Origin of the sequence: Acinetobacter sp. S4400-12 (assembly GCF_024129495.1) — a bacterium.
GTDB lineage: Bacteria > Pseudomonadota > Gammaproteobacteria > Pseudomonadales > Moraxellaceae > Acinetobacter > Acinetobacter lwoffii_C.
Map to the genome: position 1 here is coordinate 25,806 of NZ_JAMXYB010000005.1, position 22,543 is coordinate 48,348.

General features: G+C 43.3%; 23 protein-coding genes, 2 tRNA genes, 1 other RNA gene and 1 pseudogene. 14 read left to right on the forward strand and 13 right to left on the reverse strand.

Going from position 1 to position 22,543, the window contains the following annotated elements; genetic code table 11:
* Positions 1-36: 36 nt before the first annotated feature.
* The 3 genes from rluD to NI461_RS04000 are packed head-to-tail and all read left to right on the forward strand — an operon-like array spanning position 37 to position 2,469.
* Positions 37-1,089, forward strand: coding sequence for a 23S rRNA pseudouridine(1911/1915/1917) synthase RluD (gene rluD, locus NI461_RS03990; RefSeq protein WP_151204088.1), 1,053 nt, complete (start codon positions 37-39; stop codon positions 1,087-1,089).
* A gap of 38 nt (positions 1,090-1,127) precedes the next feature.
* Positions 1,128-1,868: a peptidoglycan editing factor PgeF gene (pgeF, locus tag NI461_RS03995; protein ID WP_253156621.1), complete on the forward strand. Its 741-nt coding sequence runs from the start codon at positions 1,128-1,130 to the stop codon at positions 1,866-1,868.
* 40 nt (positions 1,869-1,908) lie between these two features.
* The gene (locus tag NI461_RS04000) at positions 1,909-2,469 is read left to right on the forward strand and encodes a flavodoxin family protein (RefSeq protein ID WP_174660156.1); all 561 of its coding nucleotides are present in this window, start codon (positions 1,909-1,911) and stop codon (positions 2,467-2,469) included.
* 54 nt (positions 2,470-2,523) lie between these two features.
* Here NI461_RS04000 and smpB read toward each other — a convergent pair whose 3' ends face one another.
* A complete protein-coding gene (gene smpB, locus NI461_RS04005) occupies positions 2,524-3,000 on the reverse strand; it encodes an SsrA-binding protein SmpB (RefSeq protein ID WP_151205644.1) in 477 nt (158 codons plus the stop codon).
* Between the two features lie 137 nt (positions 3,001-3,137).
* On the opposite strand from smpB, the gene coaD reads away from it, so the two are divergent.
* From coaD to NI461_RS04025, 4 genes are all read left to right on the forward strand, one after another.
* Positions 3,138-3,629 carry a pantetheine-phosphate adenylyltransferase gene (gene coaD / locus NI461_RS04010; RefSeq protein ID WP_151205645.1) on the forward strand — a complete coding sequence of 164 codons (492 nt, stop codon included), beginning with the start codon at positions 3,138-3,140 and terminating at the stop codon, positions 3,627-3,629.
* Position 3,630: 1 nt separating this feature from the next.
* Positions 3,631-3,894 (forward strand): YfhL family 4Fe-4S dicluster ferredoxin, encoded by a 264-nt coding sequence (locus NI461_RS04015; protein ID WP_151205646.1) that lies wholly within the window; start codon positions 3,631-3,633, stop codon positions 3,892-3,894.
* Between the two features lie 26 nt (positions 3,895-3,920).
* Positions 3,921-4,298, forward strand: an RNA gene (rnpB, locus tag NI461_RS04020) — RNase P RNA component class A.
* A 72-nt stretch (positions 4,299-4,370) separates the two neighbouring features.
* Positions 4,371-4,447, forward strand: a tRNA-Met gene (locus tag NI461_RS04025).
* A gap of 37 nt (positions 4,448-4,484) precedes the next feature.
* On the opposite strand, the gene NI461_RS04030 is transcribed toward NI461_RS04025, so the two are convergent.
* From NI461_RS04030 to carA, 6 genes are all read right to left on the reverse strand, one after another.
* Positions 4,485-5,387, reverse strand: a complete 903-nt coding sequence (locus NI461_RS04030) for a hypothetical protein (RefSeq protein ID WP_253156622.1) — start codon at positions 5,385-5,387, stop codon at positions 4,485-4,487.
* Between the two features lie 39 nt (positions 5,388-5,426).
* Positions 5,427-6,053, reverse strand: a complete 627-nt coding sequence (locus tag NI461_RS04035) for a CatB-related O-acetyltransferase (protein ID WP_253156623.1) — start codon at positions 6,051-6,053, stop codon at positions 5,427-5,429.
* A 30-nt stretch (positions 6,054-6,083) separates the two neighbouring features.
* Entirely contained in the window at positions 6,084-7,520 is a 1,437-nt protein-coding gene (locus tag NI461_RS04040; RefSeq protein WP_253156624.1) for a deoxyribodipyrimidine photo-lyase, read from the reverse strand.
* A gap of 134 nt (positions 7,521-7,654) precedes the next feature.
* The gene (greA, locus tag NI461_RS04045) at positions 7,655-8,131 is read right to left on the reverse strand and encodes a transcription elongation factor GreA (protein ID WP_151203908.1); all 477 of its coding nucleotides are present in this window, start codon (positions 8,129-8,131) and stop codon (positions 7,655-7,657) included.
* A gap of 87 nt (positions 8,132-8,218) precedes the next feature.
* Positions 8,219-11,452, reverse strand: a complete 3,234-nt coding sequence (gene carB / locus NI461_RS04050; protein WP_151205845.1) for a carbamoyl-phosphate synthase large subunit — start codon at positions 11,450-11,452, stop codon at positions 8,219-8,221.
* 14 nt (positions 11,453-11,466) lie between these two features.
* Positions 11,467-12,609 (reverse strand): glutamine-hydrolyzing carbamoyl-phosphate synthase small subunit, encoded by a 1,143-nt coding sequence (gene carA, locus NI461_RS04055; RefSeq protein WP_151203910.1) that lies wholly within the window; start codon positions 12,607-12,609, stop codon positions 11,467-11,469.
* Positions 12,610-12,918: 309 nt separating this feature from the next.
* On the opposite strand from carA, the gene NI461_RS04060 reads away from it, so the two are divergent.
* Entirely contained in the window at positions 12,919-13,437 is a 519-nt protein-coding gene (locus NI461_RS04060) for a hypothetical protein (RefSeq protein WP_253156626.1), read from the forward strand.
* A 323-nt stretch (positions 13,438-13,760) separates the two neighbouring features.
* Here NI461_RS04060 and NI461_RS04065 read toward each other — a convergent pair whose 3' ends face one another.
* Positions 13,761-14,300: a DOMON-like domain-containing protein gene (locus NI461_RS04065; protein ID WP_151203912.1), complete on the reverse strand. Its 540-nt coding sequence runs from the start codon at positions 14,298-14,300 to the stop codon at positions 13,761-13,763.
* A 14-nt stretch (positions 14,301-14,314) separates the two neighbouring features.
* On the reverse strand, positions 14,315-14,638 hold the full coding sequence (gene yhbY / locus NI461_RS04070) for a ribosome assembly RNA-binding protein YhbY (RefSeq protein WP_151203913.1): 324 nt from the start codon (positions 14,636-14,638) through the stop codon (positions 14,315-14,317).
* Between the two features lie 196 nt (positions 14,639-14,834).
* Between yhbY and rlmE the strand changes: the two genes are divergently transcribed.
* From rlmE to NI461_RS04095, 5 genes and pseudogenes are all read left to right on the forward strand, one after another.
* Positions 14,835-15,485: a 23S rRNA (uridine(2552)-2'-O)-methyltransferase RlmE gene (rlmE, locus tag NI461_RS04075; protein WP_151203914.1), complete on the forward strand. Its 651-nt coding sequence runs from the start codon at positions 14,835-14,837 to the stop codon at positions 15,483-15,485.
* 133 nt (positions 15,486-15,618) lie between these two features.
* A complete protein-coding gene (gene ftsH, locus NI461_RS04080; protein ID WP_151203915.1) occupies positions 15,619-17,508 on the forward strand; it encodes an ATP-dependent zinc metalloprotease FtsH in 1,890 nt (629 codons plus the stop codon).
* A gap of 101 nt (positions 17,509-17,609) precedes the next feature.
* Positions 17,610-18,201, forward strand: a pseudogene (locus NI461_RS04085) (GNAT family N-acetyltransferase).
* Between the two features lie 85 nt (positions 18,202-18,286).
* Positions 18,287-19,141 carry a dihydropteroate synthase gene (gene folP, locus NI461_RS04090; RefSeq protein WP_151203916.1) on the forward strand — a complete coding sequence of 285 codons (855 nt, stop codon included), beginning with the start codon at positions 18,287-18,289 and terminating at the stop codon, positions 19,139-19,141.
* Between the two features lie 99 nt (positions 19,142-19,240).
* Positions 19,241-19,555 (forward strand): DUF5713 family protein, encoded by a 315-nt coding sequence (locus tag NI461_RS04095; RefSeq protein ID WP_151205849.1) that lies wholly within the window; start codon positions 19,241-19,243, stop codon positions 19,553-19,555.
* A 38-nt stretch (positions 19,556-19,593) separates the two neighbouring features.
* Here the strand turns inward: NI461_RS04095 and NI461_RS04100 are convergent, their stop codons facing one another.
* The 3 genes from NI461_RS04100 to NI461_RS04110 all read right to left on the reverse strand — a co-directional run bounded on the left by NI461_RS04100 (position 19,594) and on the right by NI461_RS04110 (position 21,367).
* Entirely contained in the window at positions 19,594-20,280 is a 687-nt protein-coding gene (locus tag NI461_RS04100) for a hypothetical protein (RefSeq protein WP_253156628.1), read from the reverse strand.
* Between the two features lie 90 nt (positions 20,281-20,370).
* Positions 20,371-20,456, reverse strand: a tRNA-Leu gene (locus NI461_RS04105).
* Positions 20,457-20,635: 179 nt separating this feature from the next.
* Entirely contained in the window at positions 20,636-21,367 is a 732-nt protein-coding gene (locus tag NI461_RS04110; RefSeq protein ID WP_253156630.1) for a hypothetical protein, read from the reverse strand.
* Between the two features lie 170 nt (positions 21,368-21,537).
* Here NI461_RS04110 and NI461_RS04115 point away from each other — a divergent pair, with 170 nt between their 5' ends.
* Positions 21,538-22,044, forward strand: a complete 507-nt coding sequence (locus NI461_RS04115) for a hypothetical protein (RefSeq protein ID WP_151203920.1) — start codon at positions 21,538-21,540, stop codon at positions 22,042-22,044.
* A gap of 210 nt (positions 22,045-22,254) precedes the next feature.
* Here NI461_RS04115 and NI461_RS04120 read toward each other — a convergent pair whose 3' ends face one another.
* Entirely contained in the window at positions 22,255-22,533 is a 279-nt protein-coding gene (locus NI461_RS04120) for a hypothetical protein (RefSeq protein ID WP_151203921.1), read from the reverse strand.
* Positions 22,534-22,543 lie beyond the last annotated feature (10 nt).

Here is a 22,543-nt window from a genome sequence, read left to right on the forward strand (position 1 = left end):
ATTGCACTATTAAACCACTTTTGTCTGAATGAGCAAATGAGTCAAGCACAATCTTCCAATTCTAATATCCCTGAGACTGATTTCAATTTACTTGAAGATTCTGAGGATGCAGATAACCATACTTCAGAACCAACTGCAACACGTTTATCGTTGCAATTTCAATTGGATGAAACTTATATCGGCCTGCGTATCGACCAGATTGCTGCAATGGTCTGGAGTGACTTTTCTCGGGAAAAACTCAAGCAGTGGATTAAAGAGGGCAATTTATTGGTGAATGGTCAACCAGTTAAGCCCAAATTTAAAAGTGACGGTTTTGAAACATTAACACTCAATGTTGAGCTTGAATCACAGACCCGTAGCCTGCCGGAAGATATTCCGTTAAACATTGTATATGAAGATGATGACATTATTGTCATTAACAAGCCGGTGGGTATGGTGGTGCATCCGGGTGCAGGCAATACTTCAGGAACTCTGGTCAATGCCTTATTGCATCATTATCCGAAATCGTCTGAGCTGGCGCGCGCAGGTTTGGTACACCGAATCGACAAAGACACCAGTGGTTTATTGGTGGTGGCAAAAAACCTTGAGGCTCAGTTTGCTTTAAGTAAACAGCTGGAAAAGAAATCGGTGTATCGTCTGTATGATCTGGTGGTTTACGGCAATATTATTGCTGGTGGCACCATTGATGAACCGATTAAACGCCACCCGGTGGATCGTGTCAAAATGGCGGTATTGCCCGGCGGTAAAGATGCCATCACACACTACAACGTGAAAGAGCGTTTCCAGCATTTCACCCGTGTTCAGGCGCGTCTGGAAACTGGCCGTACTCATCAGATTCGTGTGCATTTTAGCTATTTAGGCTATGGCCTGCTTGGCGATCAGGTATATATGCCGCGTGTACGTTTGCCGGCAGGTGCATCGCAGCTCCTTGAAGATACTCTACGCGGTTTTAAGCGTCAGGCCTTGCATGCCGCTAAGCTCGGACTGGTTCATCCGCGTACCCATGAGGAAATGATGTTTGAAGCGCCGTGGCCAGAAGATTTCGCCCATCTGGTTGAAGTACTGCGTAGCGAAAACAAAGCGTATTAATTTTTCTATCTAGGCCGTCATCAGTATAAGGAATCGAGATGCAATTTGTCGCAGGACTTCCTCAAGGGGTATATGTGGGTCAGACCCGTGTCCATCATGATCAGGTTCAGCCATCTCTGCAGCCGGAACTGGCAGGTTTTAACCTGGCATTGCATGTAAATGATGAGGCTGCACGTGTCTACAAGCACCGCATTCAGCTGCTACAGGATTTTCAGCCTTTCGGTGTGGATAAAATCACCTGGATGAGCCAGACGCATAGCACGATTTGCCATACTATTAATGAGCAGCTCCCGTTTGAAGCACTGGTGGGAGATGGTCTGGTGACGCAGCGTAAAGCGCATGCCCTCATAATGATGACGGCAGACTGTTTGCCGGTGGTGTTGGTGAATGGGGAAGGAACTGAGGTTGCCAACCTGCATGCTGGCTGGCGGGGTCTGGCAGGTGGAATTATTGAAAATACCATTGCCAGTATGCAGTCCCGGCCGGTCTGGGCCTGGTTGGGGGCGGCCATCAGCCAGCCTTGCTTTGAAGTGGGTACAGAAGTGAAAGAGGCATTCTGTTCAAAATATCCTGAGCTGGACAGCGCATTTCAGGCGGGACAGCAGACCGGAAAATACTATGCCGACCTGTATGCAATTGCGCGTTACATCTTGCAGCAACACGGGATAATAACCGTTTTGGGCGGCGATCAGTGTTCTTATACTCAGGCCGATGAATACTTTTCCTATCGCCGTGAAGCCAAAACCGGGCGCATGGCAACATTCGTGTTTATGGCCTGAAACTGTTAAACTTGACTGAAATTACTGGTTTTTGATTGTTATGTCCCTATCTTCCAAATCTGTTGCGATTGTTTATCACAGTCCTTATGGACACACGGCTAAAGTGGCAAACTTTATTGCTGAAGGTGTGCAAAAGGCAAGTGTTCAGGTACATATGATGAATGTTGAGCAGATTGATTGGGAGTTACTGGATGCCAGTGATGCGATTGTTTTTGGCTGCCCCACCTATATGGGCAGTTTGACGGCGGCCATGAAACTGTTTATGGAGCAGTCGTCCAAACGCTGGGTAGCACGTAACTGGCAGGGGAAACTGGCTGCTGCATTTACCAATGGTGGGGGGTTAAGTGGTGACAAGCTTGCTGTTTTACAACAGATTAACCTGTTTGCGATGCAGCATGGCATGTTGTGGTCGGGTTTGCCTTTGATGCCGACCGGCCGTTCTGCAACAGACCTGAACCGCATGTCGAGCTTTTTAGGACTGATGACCCAGTCGGATAATGCACCAGTTGAAGTGACACCGCCAGAAGGGGATTTGCAGACTGCACTCTGGTTTGGGGAGTATATTGCCCTTACGCTAGCCAGATTACATAGCAAAGTTTAAAAGCATAAAAAAACCTCCGTACTAGGGAGGTTTTTTATTGACCGGGTTCAGCTCTTATTTATGAAATAAACGTGCTTTATCACGTTGCCAATCACGGTCTTTTTCAGTCGCACGCTTATCATGCAGCTGCTTACCTTTTACCAGGGCAATTTCCAGTTTGGCATTTGGCCCTTTCCAGTAGCAGGCCAATGGTACGCAAGCATAACCTTTCTGGTTAATCGCCCCCATCAGTTTTTCAATTTCACGGCGGTTCAATAACAGCTTGCGGGTACGTGTGGCTTCCGGCACGACATGCGTAGATGCACTGAGCAGAGGTTGAATTTGCGCCCCGAACAGGAAAGCCTCACCATTTTTAAAGGTGATATAGCTCTCTACAATGGTCATACGGCCCGCACGTAAAGATTTGACTTCCCAGCCTTGTAAGGAAAGTCCAGCTTCAAATTTTTCTTCAATAAAATAATCATGACGGGCACGTTTGTTGAGTGCAATCGTTCCGCCGTTATTTTTTTTAACTACAGTTACTTTCGCCATAATCCGACACTTCCAAAGTTAAAGCTATTGTACCGTAACTTTTATTGAGTTGAAGAGTTTAAATTAGTGGAGTTTCTTCAACAAAAATCAAGATTTTGCTAAAATAGCGGCCTACATAACAAACAGAGTACAAATGGATGTCTAAAACTCGTGTGATATATCCGGGAACTTTTGATCCAGTTACCAATGGTCATATTGATTTGGTAACACGTGCATCAAGAATGTTTGATGAAGTTGTGGTGGCTATTGCCATTGGTCATCATAAAAATCCGGTATTTAGTCTGGAAGAGCGAGTTGAGCTAGCCAAACAGTCCTTAAGCCATTTGGACAATGTTGAATTTGTAGGATTTGACGGTTTGCTGGTGAATTTCTTCCGTGAACAGAAGGCAACAGCGGTATTACGCGGTTTACGTGCAGTGTCTGATTTTGAGTATGAATTTCAGCTAGCGAATATGAACCGTCAACTGGATGCTCATTTTGAAGCGGTATTTTTAACGCCTTCAGAGCAATATTCATTTATTTCATCCACATTGGTGCGTGAAATTGCTCGTTTAAGAGGGGATGTAACCAAATTTGTTCCACCAAATGTGGTTGCTGCCTTCGAGCGTAAACTTCAACAAGGTTGGTAGAGTGTCTTTATATATCACCGATGAATGTATCAATTGTGATGTCTGTGAACCTGTATGCCCGAATGAGGCAATTTATATGGGGGAACTCATTTATGAGATCAATCCTGATCTGTGTACCGAGTGCGTCGGACATCATGACAAACCGCAGTGCCAGTTATTCTGTCCCGTAGATTGTATTCCGCTTGATCCGAACCATGTAGAGACGCAGGAACAGCTACAGGCCAAGTATGAAAAACTGACTGCTCAAAAAACATCAAGCAATTAGTTGTCAGATTTGATACTATGCGGCTCGAAGTGAGCCAGACGATCGCTGCTGTGGAAATCTCCGTGATTGAAGCAGGGGAGGAAAGTCCGGGCTTCATAGGGCAAGGTGCCAGGTAACGCCTGGGCGGCGCGAGCCGACGGAAAGTGCAGCAGAGAGTAGACCGCCTTCATTGTGGTTCTGAGCAATCGGAACCGGAGGTAAGGGTGAAAGGGTGCGGTAAGAGCGCACCGCATGACTGGTAACAGTTCATGGCATGGTAAACCCCACCGGAAGCAAGACCAAATAGGGATCCGTTAGGCATGGCCCATGCTGGATCCGGGTAGGTCGCTTGAGCGTATGAGTGATTGTACGCCTAGAGGAATGATCGTTCTCGACAGAACCCGGCTTATCGGCTCACTTCAACAAATTTTGATCAAACAGTGCATTATGGGGTTGACGCTCTTTAAAGAAAATCTCATAATGCGCGCACAGTTTAAGGCTATGTAGCTCAGTTGGTTAGAGCACCGCACTCATAATGCGGGGGTCACAGGTTCAAGTCCCGTCATAGCCACCATATTCTGAAAAAACCCACTCCGATTGAGTGGGTTTTTTTATGTCTTAATTTTATTTTTGTTATTGTTATTGTTAATATCTGAAATTGCAGATTTTAATACTTGTAAGCAGATTTTTGCTGTTTGTTCTCTAGGAGTGAATTTTTCAGTCATTTGCTGAAATGGGTGTATATAGTTTCTAAAATCTCTTAGCTCCTTACTAAATCTATAAGTATCTTTTTCAATAATTCCAATATCGTGAGCAACTTCAATAAAATTATTTAAAGTCCATTGATCAAATTTTTTTACACTGCCATCTTTTTTAGGGCTAATCGGTGATGTATTAAAAATTTGGGGATTCTGAGAGGCAAGATTCAAAAATAAACCTTCTAAAGTGCTGCCTGCCAATAAAACCACAGATAAAAATGCTTCCCCTTTAAATGCTTTCTCAATTTCTGACATTCGACTTTCAATAACTGGAACGAGTGTGGGTGTCAAGTTTATCGTTGCGAGATCTATCTTAAATTCATATTTGATAAAATCACGACCTAAATCCTGTGTACTTTCTTGAATTTGATCATCAATATTTATAGAATTAATTTGCTTAACAATAATTTCAGTGTTTGCACGAATTACTCGGTATTTATCGAATTGAAGATATTTATTAAAGTCAGCTATCAACTCATCGAGTCTTTTTAAGTTCTCCATATAGTTGATAGGAGTGAATAAATTTTGAATGCAGGTAATGATTTTAGGAGTATTGTTAATTTGAGATAAGCGTTGATCTGTATATAACGATCTTGAAGGGAAACCTTGTCCATACTTTCTTAAATAGTCATTCCCATAGACATCTTCATAATCAAAAGTAGCGAAGAAATCTATAATTTTAGGTCCTGATCTATATTCAGTTATTTCATTGATCAGATCACGAAGCTTTTCAAGTGTCTTAGGTGAAAGAAGCATATTTGTCGGATTTTATTTAATGTAAGATAAATATAAGTCTTAGTTTAAATTTTGTACATAATTGAAAAGGTTATTCACATCATCCGTCTGCAATTGTTCACGCATTTTTAAAAACTGCTTTTCATCTAAGTCATAAAGCTTAAGAGAAAGCAGTTTTTCTATATCTTCTTGTGGAAAACGATATTTAATAATTTTGGCGGGTAAACCACCGACGATCGCATAAGGTGGCACGTCTTTGGTCACGACTGCACCTGTGGCAACGATAGCACCTTCACCGAGTGTCACGCCTTGCATAATCATGGCACGTGAACCAACCCAGCAGCCATTACCAATGATAGTGTCACCTGCCGGTACAAAACTGCGAGTATCGAAAGGAAATGCAGCAATCCAGTCGGTGCGATGCAATTGGTTACCACCCATCATGATCACGCATTCGGCGCCAAAACAGACGAAATTGCCAATATAAAGTTGATCAATCGGCTTCTCAGGTGTCGAGGGCTTGTCATGCAAATAGCGAACCACACAACGTTCAAAGCCCTGATCCCAATAGGCTGAGTAATAACTATAATTCCCCTTAATGTGAATATTCGGATTCTTCACCGTTTTGGAAATAAACTCGAATTCGCACCAATGCTTTACCGGGGAATTAACTAAACGTTCAGACATGAAATTTACGACTTAATAATTTCAACCATATTATAACTGAGTTTGGTTTAAATGCTGAAAAGCTTCTATTGCACGTACTCGACTACTTTTTAAATCAACAATAGGGCGTGGATAATCCAGATCTGGATTTGAATTTTTTGCATAAGGTTCATGAATTTGTTTGGCATCTAAATGCGCAATCTCAGGTACCCATTTACGAATATAATCACCGTTAGAGTCAAATTTTTGAGATTGGCTGACAGGATTAAAAATACGGAAATAGGGTACAGCATCAGTTCCTGTAGATGCACACCATTGCCATCCACCATTATTTGCAGCCAAATCACCATCTATTAAATGTTGCATAAACCATGCTTCACCATGACGCCAATCAATTAATAGATTCTTTGATAAAAACATCGCACAGATCATGCGAACGCGATTATGCATCCAACCTGTAGCGAGTAGTTGCCGCATGCCGGCATCCACAATAGGGATGCCTGTCTGTCCCTGCTGCCAAGCATGTAAATCTTCAGGTGCATGTCTCCATTGAATACGCTGAGTATCTTGTTTAAAGGGCAAAGACATTGATACACGGGGAAATTCGAACAAGATATGTTGATAAAATTCACGCCATAGGAGTTCATCTAACCATATTTGCTGACCTTGATTGTCAAAATGAAGATAACCTGTATGACCAAATAATGCTGCTAAACATTGGCGAATAGACAGGATTCCAGTATTCAAATAAGCAGCAAGTTGGCTTGTGCTATTGAGTGCAGGAAAATCTCGTTCTAAGTGGTAATGGCTGACTCGATGCTTAATAAAATCATCTAATATACTCCAGGCATGATGTTCTCCAACTTGCCAAAGTGTTTGTTGTTCTTGTGAGATGTGCTGATCTGGATAAATCGCTTCAAAACTGGGCAAGAGGCGTGAAAAATCCTCATGAGGTGCTATTTGCGGCTGTGCCTCAATAGTTGGGTAACAAGTGGGAATACTGATACTTAACTGTTCGTAACACTGTTTTTTAAATGCACCAAAAACCTGGTAGGGCTGTCCGCTTTTATTGCGTATATTTCCGACCATAAAAAGCGTTCGATCATGATACAACTCAAAACCTACCCCATTCAATTCAAGGAGTTTCTGTGCTTGAGTATCTCTTTTTAATTCATTAATACCTAATTCAATATTGGCATGTACATTTTGAATGTGATGTGTTTTACAAAGCTTTAGAAGTTGTTGTGGTAGATCTTTCCACAGGGGGATGATGAGGTGAATAAGAGGAATATTTAACTGAGCAAGTTTGTTTTTGAGTTGCTGAAGTTGTCTAAGATAAAAATCAATTTTAATTGGAGCGTCTTGATGTTGTTGCCACTGCGTGGGTGATAAAACCACCAGTGCAATGCATTCACCCGCTTGGCGAGCATGCCAAAGTGCCGTGTGATCATGAATTCTTAAATCTTGTCTAAACCAAATAAGTTGCATGCTAAGTCTGGAATCGGTTGTATTGAATGTTGAAAAATCATAAACATTTTTAATTGATTTCTATAGTGTTTAATGGTGAATTTAGAATAAAAAGCCCCTCAGTCGAGGGGCTTTTTATTTAATCGTCTTAAATCTTAAAGATATTCAACTTTTACTATTTCGTATTCCACTTCGCCTTGTGGGGTTACGATTTTTACATCATCGCCTTCATTTTTACCTAAAAGGCCACGTGCAATCGGCGAGTTGACAGAGATTTTATTAATCTTAAAGTCTGCCTCGTCATCCCCTACGATTTTATAGGTTTTTTGTTCTTCAGTGTCCAGGTTTTCAATCGTTACCGTGACACCAAAAACTACACGCCCATTTTGCTCAAGCTCCTTGACATCAATCACCAGGCAAGCACCAAGTTTACCTTCGATATCCTGAATGCGGCCTTCACAGAAACCTTGCTGCTCACGTGCAGCATGATATTCCGCATTTTCTTTTAAGTCGCCATGTTCACGTGCTTCCGCAATCGCTGCAGTAATACGTGGACGGTCTACAGTTTTCAGTTGATGTAATTCTTTCTCTAAGGCTTCTTTGCCTTCGGGAGTCATAGGATAACGTTGCATAGTTGTCCCTCATTAATTAAAAAAAATAAAGTCTAGAAATGAAAAAAGCCCGCCACCAAGAAGGTGACGGGACTTCTCAGTAACGAATTAACCTACTGTTTGTAAGTCTTGCAAACGATATACATCCATTGGCAATTTAATAGCGAGAGCTTGGCATACAGCGTCAGCACCGTTCAGGGTCGTGGTGTGATACACCTTGCCTTGCAGTGCAGAACGGCGGATTGAGAATGAATCCTGCTGAGCTTGCTTCCCTTCAGTGGTATTGATAATGAGGTGAATTTCGCCATTTTTCAAGCGGTCCACAATATTTGGACGGCCTTCGGTTACTTTATTCACACGCTCACATTCAATACCGGCCGCTTTAATGACGTCATAAGTACCGCCAGTTGCGATAATTTTGAAGCCAAAATCAGCAAGTTGCTTCGCAATACCTGCTGCACGCGGTTTATCGGAATCACGTACAGAGATGAAAGCATGTTTGATTTCACCTTCGGTTGGCAGGCCTGGTAAACGGTCATTTGAGCCTAATACAGCTTTATAGAACGCTTCTCCAAATGTTTTGCCTACACCCATCACTTCACCTGTCGATTTCATCTCAGGGCCAAGGATCGGGTCAACACCCGGGAACTTGTTGAATGGGAATACCGCTTCTTTCACAGCAAAGTGAGTCGGGATAATTTCTTTAGTAAATCCTTGAGATTCTAAAGATTGACCCGCCATACAACGTGCAGCAACTTTCGCTAAAGAATCGCCGATACACTTAGAAACGAACGGCACAGTACGTGATGCACGTGGGTTCACTTCCAGAATGTAAACATCTTCACCTTTTACAGCAAACTGAACGTTCATCAGACCGATTACGCCAAGTTCTTTGGCCATAGCCACAGTTTGACGGCGCATTTCATCCTGTACGTCTTTGGATAAAGAATATGGAGGAATCGAACATGCAGAGTCACCCGAGTGAATACCAGCCTGCTCAATGTGCTGCATGATCCCACCAATCACCACGTCTTTACCATCAGATACGCAGTCTACGTCAACTTCAATCGCATCGTCGAGGAAGCGGTCAAGCAGGACAGGGGCATCGTTAGAGGCTTGAACTGCATCACGAAGGTAGCGTTTCAGCTCTTCTTCGTTATATACGATTTCCATCGCACGGCCACCCAGTACATAAGATGGACGTACAACCAGCGGGTAGCCTACTTTCGCTGCTTCCGCGATACCTTCTTCAGCAGATTTAACAATGCTGTTATTTGGCTGACGAAGTTGCAGACGTTGAATCATTTGCTGGAAACGTTCACGGTCTTCTGCACGGTCAATCGCATCTGGAGAGGTACCGATAATTGGTGCACCTGCTTCTTCTAAAGCACGAGCCAATTTCAATGGAGTTTGACCGCCATACTGTACGATAATGCCTTTAGGCTTTTCAGTACGTACGATTTCAAGTACATCTTCCAATGTAATCGGTTCAAAGTACAAACGGTCTGAAGTGTCGTAATCGGTAGATACTGTTTCAGGGTTACAGTTCACCATAATGGTTTCATAGCCGTCTTCACGCATGGCAAGCGCAGCGTGTACACAGCAATAATCGAACTCGATCCCTTGACCAATACGGTTCGGACCGCCACCAATCACCATGATCTTGTCTTTGCTTGATGGATTTGATTCACACTCTTCATCGTAAGTTGAATACATGTACGCTGTATCAGATTCAAACTCTGCTGCACAAGTATCGACACGTTTGTAAACTGGCGTTACACCCAGGTTCCAGCGGTGCTTACGGAATTGTTTTTGTGAAATACCCATCAGGTTCGCGATGCGCAGGTCAGATAAACCTTTGCGTTTGAACGAACGGATGTTGTCTGCATTTAAATCGCCAAAACCTAAAGTTTTGATTTCATTTTCAGTCTTAACGATGTCTTCAATCTGGATCAGGAACCAGCGGTCAATCTTGGTGGCTTCAAAGATATCATCTAAGCTAAAGCCATGACGGAACGCATCAGCCACATACCAGATACGCTCTGGACCCGGCACTTTAAGTTCCTGCAGAATCTTCTCGCGTGCGCCTTCAGTGCCCAGGGCAATTTGTTCGTCAAAACCACATGAACCTACTTCAAGACCGCGAAGCGCTTTGTTCACAGATTCCTGGAAGTTACGGCCGATTGCCATCACTTCACCCACCGACTTCATCTGGGTGGTCAGCGTTGCGTCAGCTTGTGGGAATTTCTCGAAGTTAAAACGTGGAACTTTGGTAACCACGTAGTCAATTGAAGGCTCGAATGACGCAGGAGTTGTACCGCCGGTGATGTCATTTTTCAGTTCATCCAGGGTATAACCCACAGCCAGTTTCGCTGCAATTTTCGCAATCGGGAAACCAGTGGCTTTAGAGGCAAGGGCAGATGAGCGTGATACGCGCGGGTTCATCTCGATGATCACCATACGGCCATCTTCGGGGTTGATCCCGAACTGAACGTTAGAACCACCTGTTTCTACACCGATTTCGCGAAGAACCGCTAAAGATGCATTACGCATCAATTGGTATTCTTTGTCAGTCAATGTTTGCGCAGGTGCAACAGTGATGGAGTCACCAGTGTGTACACCCATTGGGTCAAAGTTTTCAATCGAACATACGATGATACAGTTGTCGTTTTTGTCACGAACAACTTCCATTTCGTATTCTTTCCAGCCAATTAAAGATTCATCAATCAATAACTGTTTGGTTGGAGAAAGATCGAAACCACGTTCACAGATTTCAAGGAATTCTTCACGATTATACGCAATACCACCGCCTGAACCACCCATGGTGAAAGATGGACGGATAATGACAGGGAAACCGAAACGTGCTTGAATTTCCAGCGCTTCTTCCATTGATTCAGCAATGGCCGCTTTTGGACACTCAAGACCGATTTTGCGCATTGCCTGGTCGAAGAGTTTGCGGTCTTCGGCTTTTTCAATGGCTTCTTTGCTCGCCCCGATCAGTTCAACATTGTATTTTTCTAAAATACCGTTGGCATCCAGTGCAAGTGCGCAGTTCAATGCAGTTTGACCGCCCATGGTAGGCAGGACTGCATCTGGACGTTCTTTTTCAATGATGGCTGCAACCGTTTGCCAAGTAATTGGCTCGATATAGGTTGCATCCGCCATTGCTGGGTCAGTCATAATAGTCGCAGGGTTCGAGTTAACCAAAATAACACGGTAACCTTCTTCACGCAGCGCTTTACATGCTTGAGCACCTGAATAGTCAAACTCACAGGCTTGACCGATAACAATAGGACCAGCACCAATAATTAAGATGCTTTTAATATCCGTACGCTTTGGCATTATTTGCTCCTTAATTACTTCTTAGATGCTTCGATAAGTTCGATGAAATGGTCGAACAATGGCGCGCTGTCATGCGGACCAGAGCTTGCTTCAGGGTGCCCCTGGAAGCTGAACGCAGGTTTGTCTGTACGATGAATCCCTTGCAGGGTTTGATCGAACAAAGATTTGTGCGTTGCTTTAAGGTTGGCCGGCAAGCTTTCGCCATCTACCGCGAAGCCGTGGTTCTGTGAAGTAATCATCACTGTACCATCTTCAAGATTTTGTACAGGATGGTTGGCACCGTGGTGACCGTGAGGCATTTTCACCGTTTTAGCACCTGAGGCAAGCGCAAGAATCTGGTGGCCTAAGCAAATTCCAAATACCGGAATGTTGCGCGCATCTTCTACAATTGTTTTTACAGCTTCAATTGCATAGTCACATGCTGCCGGATCGCCAGGGCCGTTTGACAGGAATACGCCATCTGGATTCAGAGCAAGGACTTTTTCTGCAGGAGTTTGTGCAGGAACTACAGTCAATTTACAACCGTGATCTGCAAGCATACGTAGGATGTTGGTTTTGACACCGTAATCGTATGCAACAACATGGAATTTAAGTTCTGGTTGAGAGAAGCCTTTACCCAGCTCCCAAGAGCCTTCAGTCCACTCAAACCCTTCAGGGTCACAGCATTCTTTTGCAAGGTCTAAACCAGTTAAACCACCAAAAGCACGTGCTTTTTCTAATGCTTCTTCTTCAGTGATATTTTCGCCAGCAAGGATACAGCCACTTTGTGTGCCTTTAGAGCGCAGAATACGTGTCAATTTACGTGTATCGATGTCTGCGATAGCTACAATGTTATGTTGTTTTAGATAATCACCAAGTGATTGCTCTGCACGGAAGTTACTATGCAATAAAGGCAAGTCACGAATGATCAATCCGTTGGCCCATACTTTATGAATTCGACCTGACTCAGTGTCTTCATCATTACAGCCTGTATTACCAATATGTGGGTAAGTTAGGGTGACAAGCTGCTGTGCATAACTCGGGTCAGTCAAAATTTCTTGATAGCCAGTCATGGCAGTGTTGAAAACGACTTCGCCAGTCGTACTACCCGATGCACCGATTGAGGTACCTTTAAAGATAGTACCGTCGGCTAGGGCTAAAATTGCTGGGGTGCTCAAACCAAAGCTCCTGAAATTTAGGCTGTAAAAAAGCGAGAAGACGAAAAAAAAGGAAGGCTGCTTTAAAACCCACCCTCCCTATGTCTGCTCGCTTGAACTTAACACGGCATTATACGCAGAAACAGTTTCCAAGTCCAATAGCTTTGGTACGAAAGTGTAAGATAAATCCCTTGCTTTTTATTATGAAGTCTGTTTTTTGACAGTGTTAGAAAAATGTAAGCGAGTTGGCATTGTCTGACAAATCAGATTCTAAGTTTGATCAAATCCACATAATATTGCCGGGTCATAATAAAAACAGGAACAAGATTCATGACTACAGCATCCAAAACCACCAATTCCAAGAAGCCGTTAAACAAAGTCGTTGCTGCAACTGCAGAGCAACTGGAAAAGGCCACAGTGGAAGCCAAGGAACAGGCGCTTGAAAGTATCGGGCAAAGTAAAGAAAAGCTGGAAGTTGAAGCGAAGCAGTTAAGCGATACGGTTCAGGAACAGTTACGTCAATTTAGTCAGGATGTGCTTCAGCGTGTTGATAGCATAAAGGAGCAATGGTTTGGCTCACAAAAAGAACTGAAGAACTTTATCAAGATCGAATTTACTGCGGTACTTGAAGACTTATCCAGTCTGGGTAAAGAGTTTAAACAGGATGTCACGCAGATTTCCAGCAAACATAAAGAGCTTTTAACGGGCACCTTGAAACGTTCTAAAGACAGTACAATTGAAGTCCTGAAGAAAGTAAAACTGGTGGTTAAAGAAAATAAGATTACAGAACCAGCACAACCGGAATTGAAAATTGAAGAGTCTGATAAAAAGTCGGGGCTGGGAAGTTAAGCGATAAAGCAAGCATCATCTAATAAGATTAAGGGAGAGCATTTCAGTGTTCTCCTTTACATTTCGGTCAAGGCTTTATGAAAACATAACTAATCATATTGCTTTATTATCCTTTTAATTTTTTTGTTTTTTTCTAAAAGGATTCGAAATAACAAAACCTCTTTTTTCTACAAAACAGTAAATTTCAGATATTTCAGAAACGCTTCAATAACTTAATTTTAAAGAATTATCATTTAAATAAGTTTTTATAGGGCTAATCATCAAAAAAATGTGAGACTGAAGGCCTCACATTGATCTGACTTTTTGAACTGACGCCGTTGGCATTAAAATACATGCAACCAGTCACGTTTATTATGGAAATCCGCTTGCGGACTACTGTGCTGCATGGCATAGAACTGTGTGCCTTGAGTGGTGCTAAGCACAGCAGACAGGCCAATAAAGAGGTCAGACCACTTTAATTCATGGCTGGACATAAAGTCGGTCAGATCCAGACTGACATTCAGGCCATAATGAGTACGCTTGAGCTGATTTAACTCAATATCATTTGCTGCTTGAGGAGGCATGTCCTCTGGATAGCGATATTCTTCAAATTGATAGGCCTGCCAGGCTTGAGAAGGAGAGAGGTTAATTTCACGATAGAAATCCTCATCCCGAACCCCGATAAAAATTTCAAAGCAGGTCTGCTCCCATAAGAAATCCTGACGTGGATGGGCTGCCACTAAATCTGGCCACAATACATACTGGTTTGGATCACTCAACCAGAAACCCACATTCAAGCTACATGGGTTTTGCGGTTCAATAGCTCCCACCAGAGAGATAGCCTGAAAACGGCGATCAAAAGCGCTTAGTTCATAACTCGCCATAATAGATGTTGTGCTTAGTTAGACAGATGAGCAAAACGGACAAGATTCGACAGTTTCTGGTTTTGTTTTGGCGATTTTCTGTAAATTAGGGCAATTTTACCAATGGTTTGTACCAATTCAGCACTCGTAACATCGACCAACTCGACAATCATTGCAGCACGCGCTTCACGGTCTTCTGCAACCACTTTAACCTTAATCAGTTCATGATCATTAAGGGCGCGGTTCAGCTCTTCAACCACAGATTCAGACAAGCCCTTGTCGCCCAGCATAACGACCGGGTTTAATGCATGTCCGATTTGACGCAAACGCTTACGTTCCTGAATAGATAAAGATGCCATGAGAGATAACCTGAATTTTAAAACGACTGAGTATAACAAAAGCAAAGAATAAACGCTGTAAATTCTAAGGAAATTATCAAGGACAAGAGGCTGGTATTTCGGCAGCTAAACTGAGATTTAGATACACATGTATACTGCAAAAACTGTGTTTTTCACGTACAATCCCAAATTGGAAGTTTTTTTTATTTAGAGAGTTATGGCAACACGCATTACCAATCAGAAGTTATCCAAAAGTAGTCGTGCGTGGATGAGAGAGCATCTAGATGACTTTTATGTGAAGAAAGCACAAAAAGAAGGTTATCGTGCTCGTGCTGCATACAAGCTGCTTGAGATTCAGGAAAAATACAACATCATCAAACCTGGCATGACAGTAGTGGATTTGGGGGCTGCACCCGGAAGCTGGTCGCAAATCGCTGGTAAACTGGTGGGTGATAAAGGTCTGGTGATTGCATCGGATATTCTGGAAATGGACGCGCTTCCCGATGTGACCTTCTTGCAAGGCGATTTCCGTGAGCAAGAAGTATTCGATAAATTGTTAAATATTTTAAACGGACGCACAGTAGACGTTGTAATTTCGGATATGGCCCCCAATACATCAGGTAATAAGGCTGTAGATCAACCGCGTCAAATCTATTTATGTGAACTTGCTTTGGATTTTGCCAATAGAGTCTTGGGACCGAAAGGGCAGTTTATCGTCAAGGTATTCCAGGGTTCCGGCTTTGATGAATTCCGTAAAGAAGTCGTGAACAGTTTTGATGTATTGAAGACGGTTAAACCTGCTGCATCACGTGCCCGTTCTAAAGAAGTCTTTCTGGTGGGACAGGGTCGCAAGAAAGCTTTAAAATAAAGTTTACTTGCCAAGGCGTTAAAAATTGTGCATTTTGTACATTTTTACATTATTGCAAAACGATTTGCAGCATATTGATTAAGGTCACCCCTTGAGGGCAAGATCAAATTAGATTGGAATGGGAAATAAAGCTTTGAGCGATCTTTTTAAGAATGCCGTATTGTGGCTCGTGATACTGGGTGTGCTGGTGCTCATCTTCAGCAACGTCAGTGACCGCAATCAACCGACTACAATGAACTATTCAGAGTTCGTTGCCGCGGTCAATGCTGGCCAAATTAAACAAGTTACAATTGACGGCGAAAGGATTCGTGGCGAAAAATCAAACGGTTCAGAGTTTGAAAGTATTCGTCCGGCAGTTCAGGATCCTGAACTGATGCCAAGCCTGATTAAGAATAATGTGGTGGTTGAAGGTGAAGCACCTCAGCGCCAAGGTCTGCTCATGCAATTGCTAATTGCAAGTTTCCCTGTGCTTTTGATCATTCTGTTATTCATGTTCTTTATGCGCAACATGGGTGGTGGCGCAGGTGGCAAGAATGGCCCGATGAGCTTTGGTAAATCTAAAGCGAAAATGCTTTCTGAAGACCAGATCAAAGTGACCTTTTCTGATGTGGCTGGTTGTGATGAAGCCAAGCAAGAAGTAGTTGAAATTGTTGATTTTCTTAAAGATCCTGCAAAGTTCAAACGTCTTGGTGCGACCATTCCCAAAGGCGTATTGATGGTCGGTCCTCCGGGTACAGGTAAAACCCTGCTGGCCAAAGCAATTGCTGGTGAAGCCAAAGTTCCATTCTTTAGTATTTCAGGTTCTGACTTCGTTGAAATGTTTGTCGGTGTGGGTGCATCTCGTGTGCGTGACATGTTCGAACAGGCAAAACGTCATGCGCCATGTATTATTTTCATTGATGAGATTGATGCAGTCGGTCGTCACCGTGGTTCAGGTACGGGTGGCGGTCACGATGAACGTGAACAGACCCTGAACCAGATGCTGGTTGAGATGGATGGTTTCGAAGGTAATGAAGGCATTATCGTGATTGCTGCAACGAACCGTGCAGACGTGCTGGATAAAGCTTTACTGCGTCCGGGCCGTTTTGACCGTCAAGTGATGGTTGGCCTGCCAGACATTAAAGGTCGTGAACAAATTTTAAATGTTCACCTGAAAAAACTGCCTTCTACCACAGGGGTCGATGTCAAAGTGCTGGCGCGTGGTACACCGGGCTTCTCTGGTGCACAGCTGGCCAACCTGGTAAACGAAGCAGCATTATTTGCCGCACGCCGTAACAAAAACACGGTCGACATGCATGACTTTGAAGATGCCAAAGACAAGTTGTATATGGGGCCTGAGCGTAAATCGATGGTACTTCGTGAGGAAGAGCGTCGTGCAACGGCTTATCATGAAGCTGGTCATGCGATTGTGGCTGAAATGCTTCCAGGTACAGACCCGGTGCATAAGGTAACGATCATGCCGCGTGGCTGGGCGTTAGGTGTGACCTGGCAGTTGCCTGAACACGACCAGACCAGTCATTATAAAGACAAGATGCTGAATGAGCTTTCAATCCTGTTTGGTGGCCGTATTGCAGAAGAAGTCTTTATTAACCAGATGTCAACAGGTGCATCGAATGACTTTGAACGTGCAACTAAAATGGCACGTGCAATGGTGACCAAATACGGGATGTCTGACAAATTGGGCGTCATGGTCTATGAAGATGATTCACAGCAATCTTTCATGGGCAGTATTGGTAGTCGTACGATTTCTGAAGCTACCCAGCAACAGGTGGATACTGAAGTTCGCCGCATCATTGATGAGCAATACAAGGTTGCACGAGATATCCTTGAAAATAACAAAGATATCGCACATGCAATGGTGAAAGCCCTGCTGGAATGGGAAACGATTGATCGTGAACAGATTCGAGACATCATGGAAGGTCGTGAGCCTCAACCACCGAAGGTGTATGTTGCAGAAAACCCTGTAATTGATGTAACACCGAACGATGGTCCGATGACTCCTCCGCCATTACCAGCGAACTAAGTGAAAAATTAAAACCACCTTCGGGTGGTTTTTTTATAACTATAAAAATTGCTGCAAAGTAGGTTAAATTGCGGAGCTTATAAAAATAAAAGAGCTATAAAATCAACACGAATTTATTAGTCTCCAGTGGATACGGAGTACGATTAGAGCCTTTATCGAGCGCATATGGAGAATCTGAAACTTGCCTGTGCTGATGATAAATTGAGAGAGGTTTTTTATGCCTCTGCACCTTATCCAGAAACAGTTGAAGTCTATATTGAGAAAGCTTTAGTGCAGCAGGCGAGGGATGAAGGTCTAGCTTTTGCAGTGATTGATGAGCAGAGCAATCGAGCCATTGGTTCAATCAGTGATCATGATATTAAGCCAGAAATTCCTAGACTTGAGATTGGCTATACTTGGTATGCACAAAGATTTCAGGATACTCATGTCAATCCAGCCTGCAAATACTTATTGCTGAAACATGCCTTTGAAATCTTACAGGCTCAAGTGGTTGCGTTTAGAACTGATCATCTGAACTTGTGGAGTCAGGCAGCAATTCAGGTTTTAGGTGCTAGACAAGAGGGTGCCCTACGCTGTCATACCCTAAGAAAAGATGGCAAGACCATTCGTGATACGGTGATGTTTAGTATTCTTCAGAACGAATGGTTCGAGGTAAAAGCCAAACTAGAGCAGTTTTCAGAACATCATGCCTGATTCTTTTGCAGGCCAGGCAGAACACAGCTTGCGTTGTCTGATAGAACATGGACAATAAGTCGCAAATTTATCATGGAGATTACACATGCAGCTGAAGCCGCTACGTCCACAAATCTGGAATTTTGGTCGTTTAACCCTGGATTTGTCTCAGCCGCAGGTAATGGGGATTTTAAATGTGACTCCAGATTCCTTTAGCGATGGCGGACGACACAACTCTAAAGATGCTGCACTCGTGCGGGCACTGGCTATGCTAGCAGAAGGTGCAACAGTTATTGATATTGGTGGGGAATCTACCCGTCCCGGTGCATCTGTAGTCACAGTAGAAGAAGAAATCCGTCGAGTGGTGCCGGTGGTTGAGGCACTGGCCAAACATGATGTGATTATCTCCATTGATACTTCAGAGCCAGAAGTGATTAAGGCTGCGGTCAAAGCAGGCGCACATATCTGGAATGATGTACGTGCGCTGACTCGTCCGCTGGCATTAGCAACTGCGGCAGAGTTGAATATCCCCGTGATTGTCATGCACATGCGTGGTGAGCCGACCACCATGAACAATCTAGATCAATATCAGGATGTCACTAAGGACGTCATGCGTGAACTGGGCCAGCGGGTTCAGGATGCTCTGGACGCGGGAGTTAGGCCTGAACATATCATGATTGATCCAGGCTTTGGCTTTGCTAAAAATGCCCAGCAAAATCTGAAATTACTTCAAGAGTTTTATAAACTGACTGAGATGGGCTATCCGATTTTATCGGCATTATCACGTAAACGTTTTATTGGAGCGGTATTGGACGCTACAGACCCAGAGCAGCGCGCAGTAGGCTCGGCAACCGCACATTTACTCAGTATCCAGCAAGGGGCCTGCATGGTGCGTGTCCATGATGTAAAAGCCACCGTAGACGCAATCAAGATCTGGCAGGCGATGCAGCAGGCAATTTAATAACTGGAAGACAGGTGGCCACAGCGGGCTGTTTGGCTTTTGATCAGCAATGTGTTATACAGCACGCTTATTTGACTATCATCTTTTAGAGTACCTGTAATGTTTGCAGATTTACTTCTCCCTATGTTCGATGATGAATATTATCCCGATATTCTGGTTGCTGAGGTTAAGCAGCACATTGAGCGTTTCGCTGAAAAAGTGTCAAAGTCCGGTTTGACTGAGCAAGAGGTATATCCACTTGCACATCTTGCGGTTGCTGAAATTAATGCCATGAAGCCGCAGTTTGAAGATCTGGATTCTTCTCTGGATGGTACGGCTGCAGATTATATTGCAGAAGCCATGATGATGGTGGTACAGGAGCTTGGTCTGTTTGATCTCGAGGTGGAAGAGCTGGTCGCTAACCGTGAATGGTAACACCCAATCATTTTAAGCCCTGTAAATACAGGGCTTTTTTATGTGTTCTTAAAATAGTCTTTAAAGCTGGTGAAGCGGATACGCTGAAGAAGTTGCTGTTCTTCCTGCATGCAGCGTATATGAAGGCTTTTATAATAGGCGGGCAGATCAGGTTGATCGGGGACATATTGTGGAGACTGAGAACGCGATTGCTGATAGGCCCAGAAGGCGAGCTGGCGAAGTTTTTGCAGTCGAACCTGATCCAGAACGCTTGTATTAGGCTTAAAAAACGGCTCTAAAATAGCAGCTCCACCTAATAAAACCGAAACCAGCAGCATACTCAGAATAACCAGCCAGTCTGAATGAATCAGATAAAGGTTAACTAGAAGACCCAAGAAGATTGGAATGTGCAGATACAGACAGTGCTGTAGATGTGCGGCATAGACTTTGGAACTGAACTTGGCCTGATACTGGATATAGGCCATATAAGGGTAAAATAGCGTAATGAGCAGCATCAAACTCATGTTAAAGGCTGCTTGGGCTTCATGAAAGAAATAATATTCCAAAGCAATTGAACCCAGACTGCAAAGCAGACAAATCAGCAGCGATAGCAGATTAAGGGCAATCACAAACTGGATTTTTTGTAGCGTACTAAACTTGAAGCGGCTGTAATGCAGTTTCAGAAAAAAAGCATCGGGATGCTGTAATTGTAATCTGGCGAAATTGAATGATTTTAATTCTGACATGAAGATTTCGGGTGGCAAAGAAAATTCAGGCACAAAAAAACCAGCTTAATGCTGGATTTTTTTATTGCACCATTTTAACCAGAATTAAAATGGTGCCCGAGGCCAGACTCGAACTGGCACGCTTTGTGGGCGGGGGATTTTAAATCCCCTGTGTCTACCGATTTCACCACTCGGGCATGTGCGCAATCATAGAGGACGAAATAAAGCTTGGCAAGCAAATTTCTCTACGAATGCTTTATTTTCAATCAGTTTTGCGACTTAAGATGTGAATCATCTCTCATGAACCCGAATAAATTCCATCACTGAAGCTTGGCCTTGTAAAAAGCTGATTTAAAACAACTGGAGAGGATCAGGCTTAGTGCCGCTCATTCAGATAGGTCTCTATATCGAGATATTTAAGCGTTTTGCAGTACTCATATTCAGACTTGAGCAAACGGGTATAAAGCTCGGCATAGCACTCGAGCTGCTGTTTGCGTTGCTTATATTGTGGGTGATCTTTAGCAGAAAAAATTAATTGCAGGCGCAGGGCAACGGTTTGACGATAAGCCCAGAAACACGCGCGGCGGAGTTGTTGCAATTGATAATATTCATGGTTTTGGGTACTGCTACGAAACAGGTTTTCTTTATAAATACGCACAAATCCAACGCTTAGACCAAAAAAGAACAAGCCCCACATGACCCATTCATTTTCCAGAACTAGTAGATTTAAACCTTCTAAAATAATGACCACTGTCAACTTGAGTGGAGCATAGCGCAAGACATGATAAAGAGAATAAGAAGAATGTTTGACCTGCTTGAGGATGAAAGGCACCACCAGCATCAGAAAGAGCAGGATTATCAAGATAGCTGTGCTTTGCGTCTGAAAGGCAGACAGTTTTGGAAATGAGAGCTGCAAAAAATCCCGTAACAACAGGCAGACCGGTATAAAAATCATGCCGGCCAGAATCCAGGAAATTATTGCCTTGCGATCTTCTAGCAATATACCGTGTGTCTTGAGTTGGCTATAGAACAGATAATTTCTTTTAAAGGCAGCGGGATAAAGCAATTGCAGTTGCTGTAACAGAAAACTGACCTGTTCGGTGCGCATTATGAAACCAGAATTGCGGAAGAGACTGGCCCTACTATAGAGGATCTGTCCAAGAATGATAGGCTCAACAAAATTTTTAGACTTATCGGCACTGACAGCACAAGATTTTAGTTTTTTAGTTAGGATTTATGCGAAAATAGTCAATTAAAGATTATTTTTAAGGACAGTGTATGACTGATCAATCTCCTGAGGCTTTAAGCGACATCGAAATTCTAGACATTCTTCAAAGTATGAAGAATGATGAACTCGATACTGAAGCATTAGAAGTCATTCGTCAGGGTGGTAAAGCGGGTCGTCAGGAAGCGCACAAACAGGCATTGGTCGCCCTGCATCAGTCATTTGAAGCGAAATTCGTGGAAGCCGTTGCACTGGCCTTGCACTTAAATGAAGCTCAGATTAAAAAGATTCGCTATAAGAAAGACCGTATCCGCATTTTAAAAGCACGCGGGATTGATTATCTGGCAATTGATGGCGCAGAAACTGCTTTTGTACTGGCCCAAATTGCACAGGCGATTGCCCGTGAAGATGCTATTGTCACACATGACCTGCATAATATTTTTCCGTTCTGGAAAGAAGGCTGGCCAATGGTACAGTACGATAATGCCTATAAGATTTTGCAAGACGATATTCAGATTCACTATCAGGCCGTGTTAGATGTTTTACTGACTAAAGTTTAAAGCCTGATAGATTTGGGGGTGTTAACACTTCATCTATGCTTTGTTCTTGCGCATGGAGCTAAAACTTCTCAGATTTCGTTATAAAACTTGGCAATAGTCTCGCTGTTTTCCTCGTTTCATGCATCATCTGCTCAGTTTTAGCTCTTATAGCGCAATCCATTTATGCAATGGCAATAGACCCTGATTAAAGCACCAAGAGCGGTGCTTTTTTTAATCATGAAAAAACAAAGACAAGAGCCAGCGGATTGGGAAAGTAAATACTCGCCACCAGCTATAAAGCGGCCAATAAAGATAGTTGCCAAAGTTGAGGGTGGCATCAAAACCATACCGTCTTTTCTCAAAAGGATAGGGAGTCATAAGTACGGTCATGCACAGCATGCCAATGGCAGCCAACAGCAATAAAGGATTCTGCTGTTTGGCAAAAAAGAAATATAAAAGATAAAGGGCGGAATAAAAAGCCAGACAGGCCAGAAGGGCAATAAAATTCATTTTATACGCT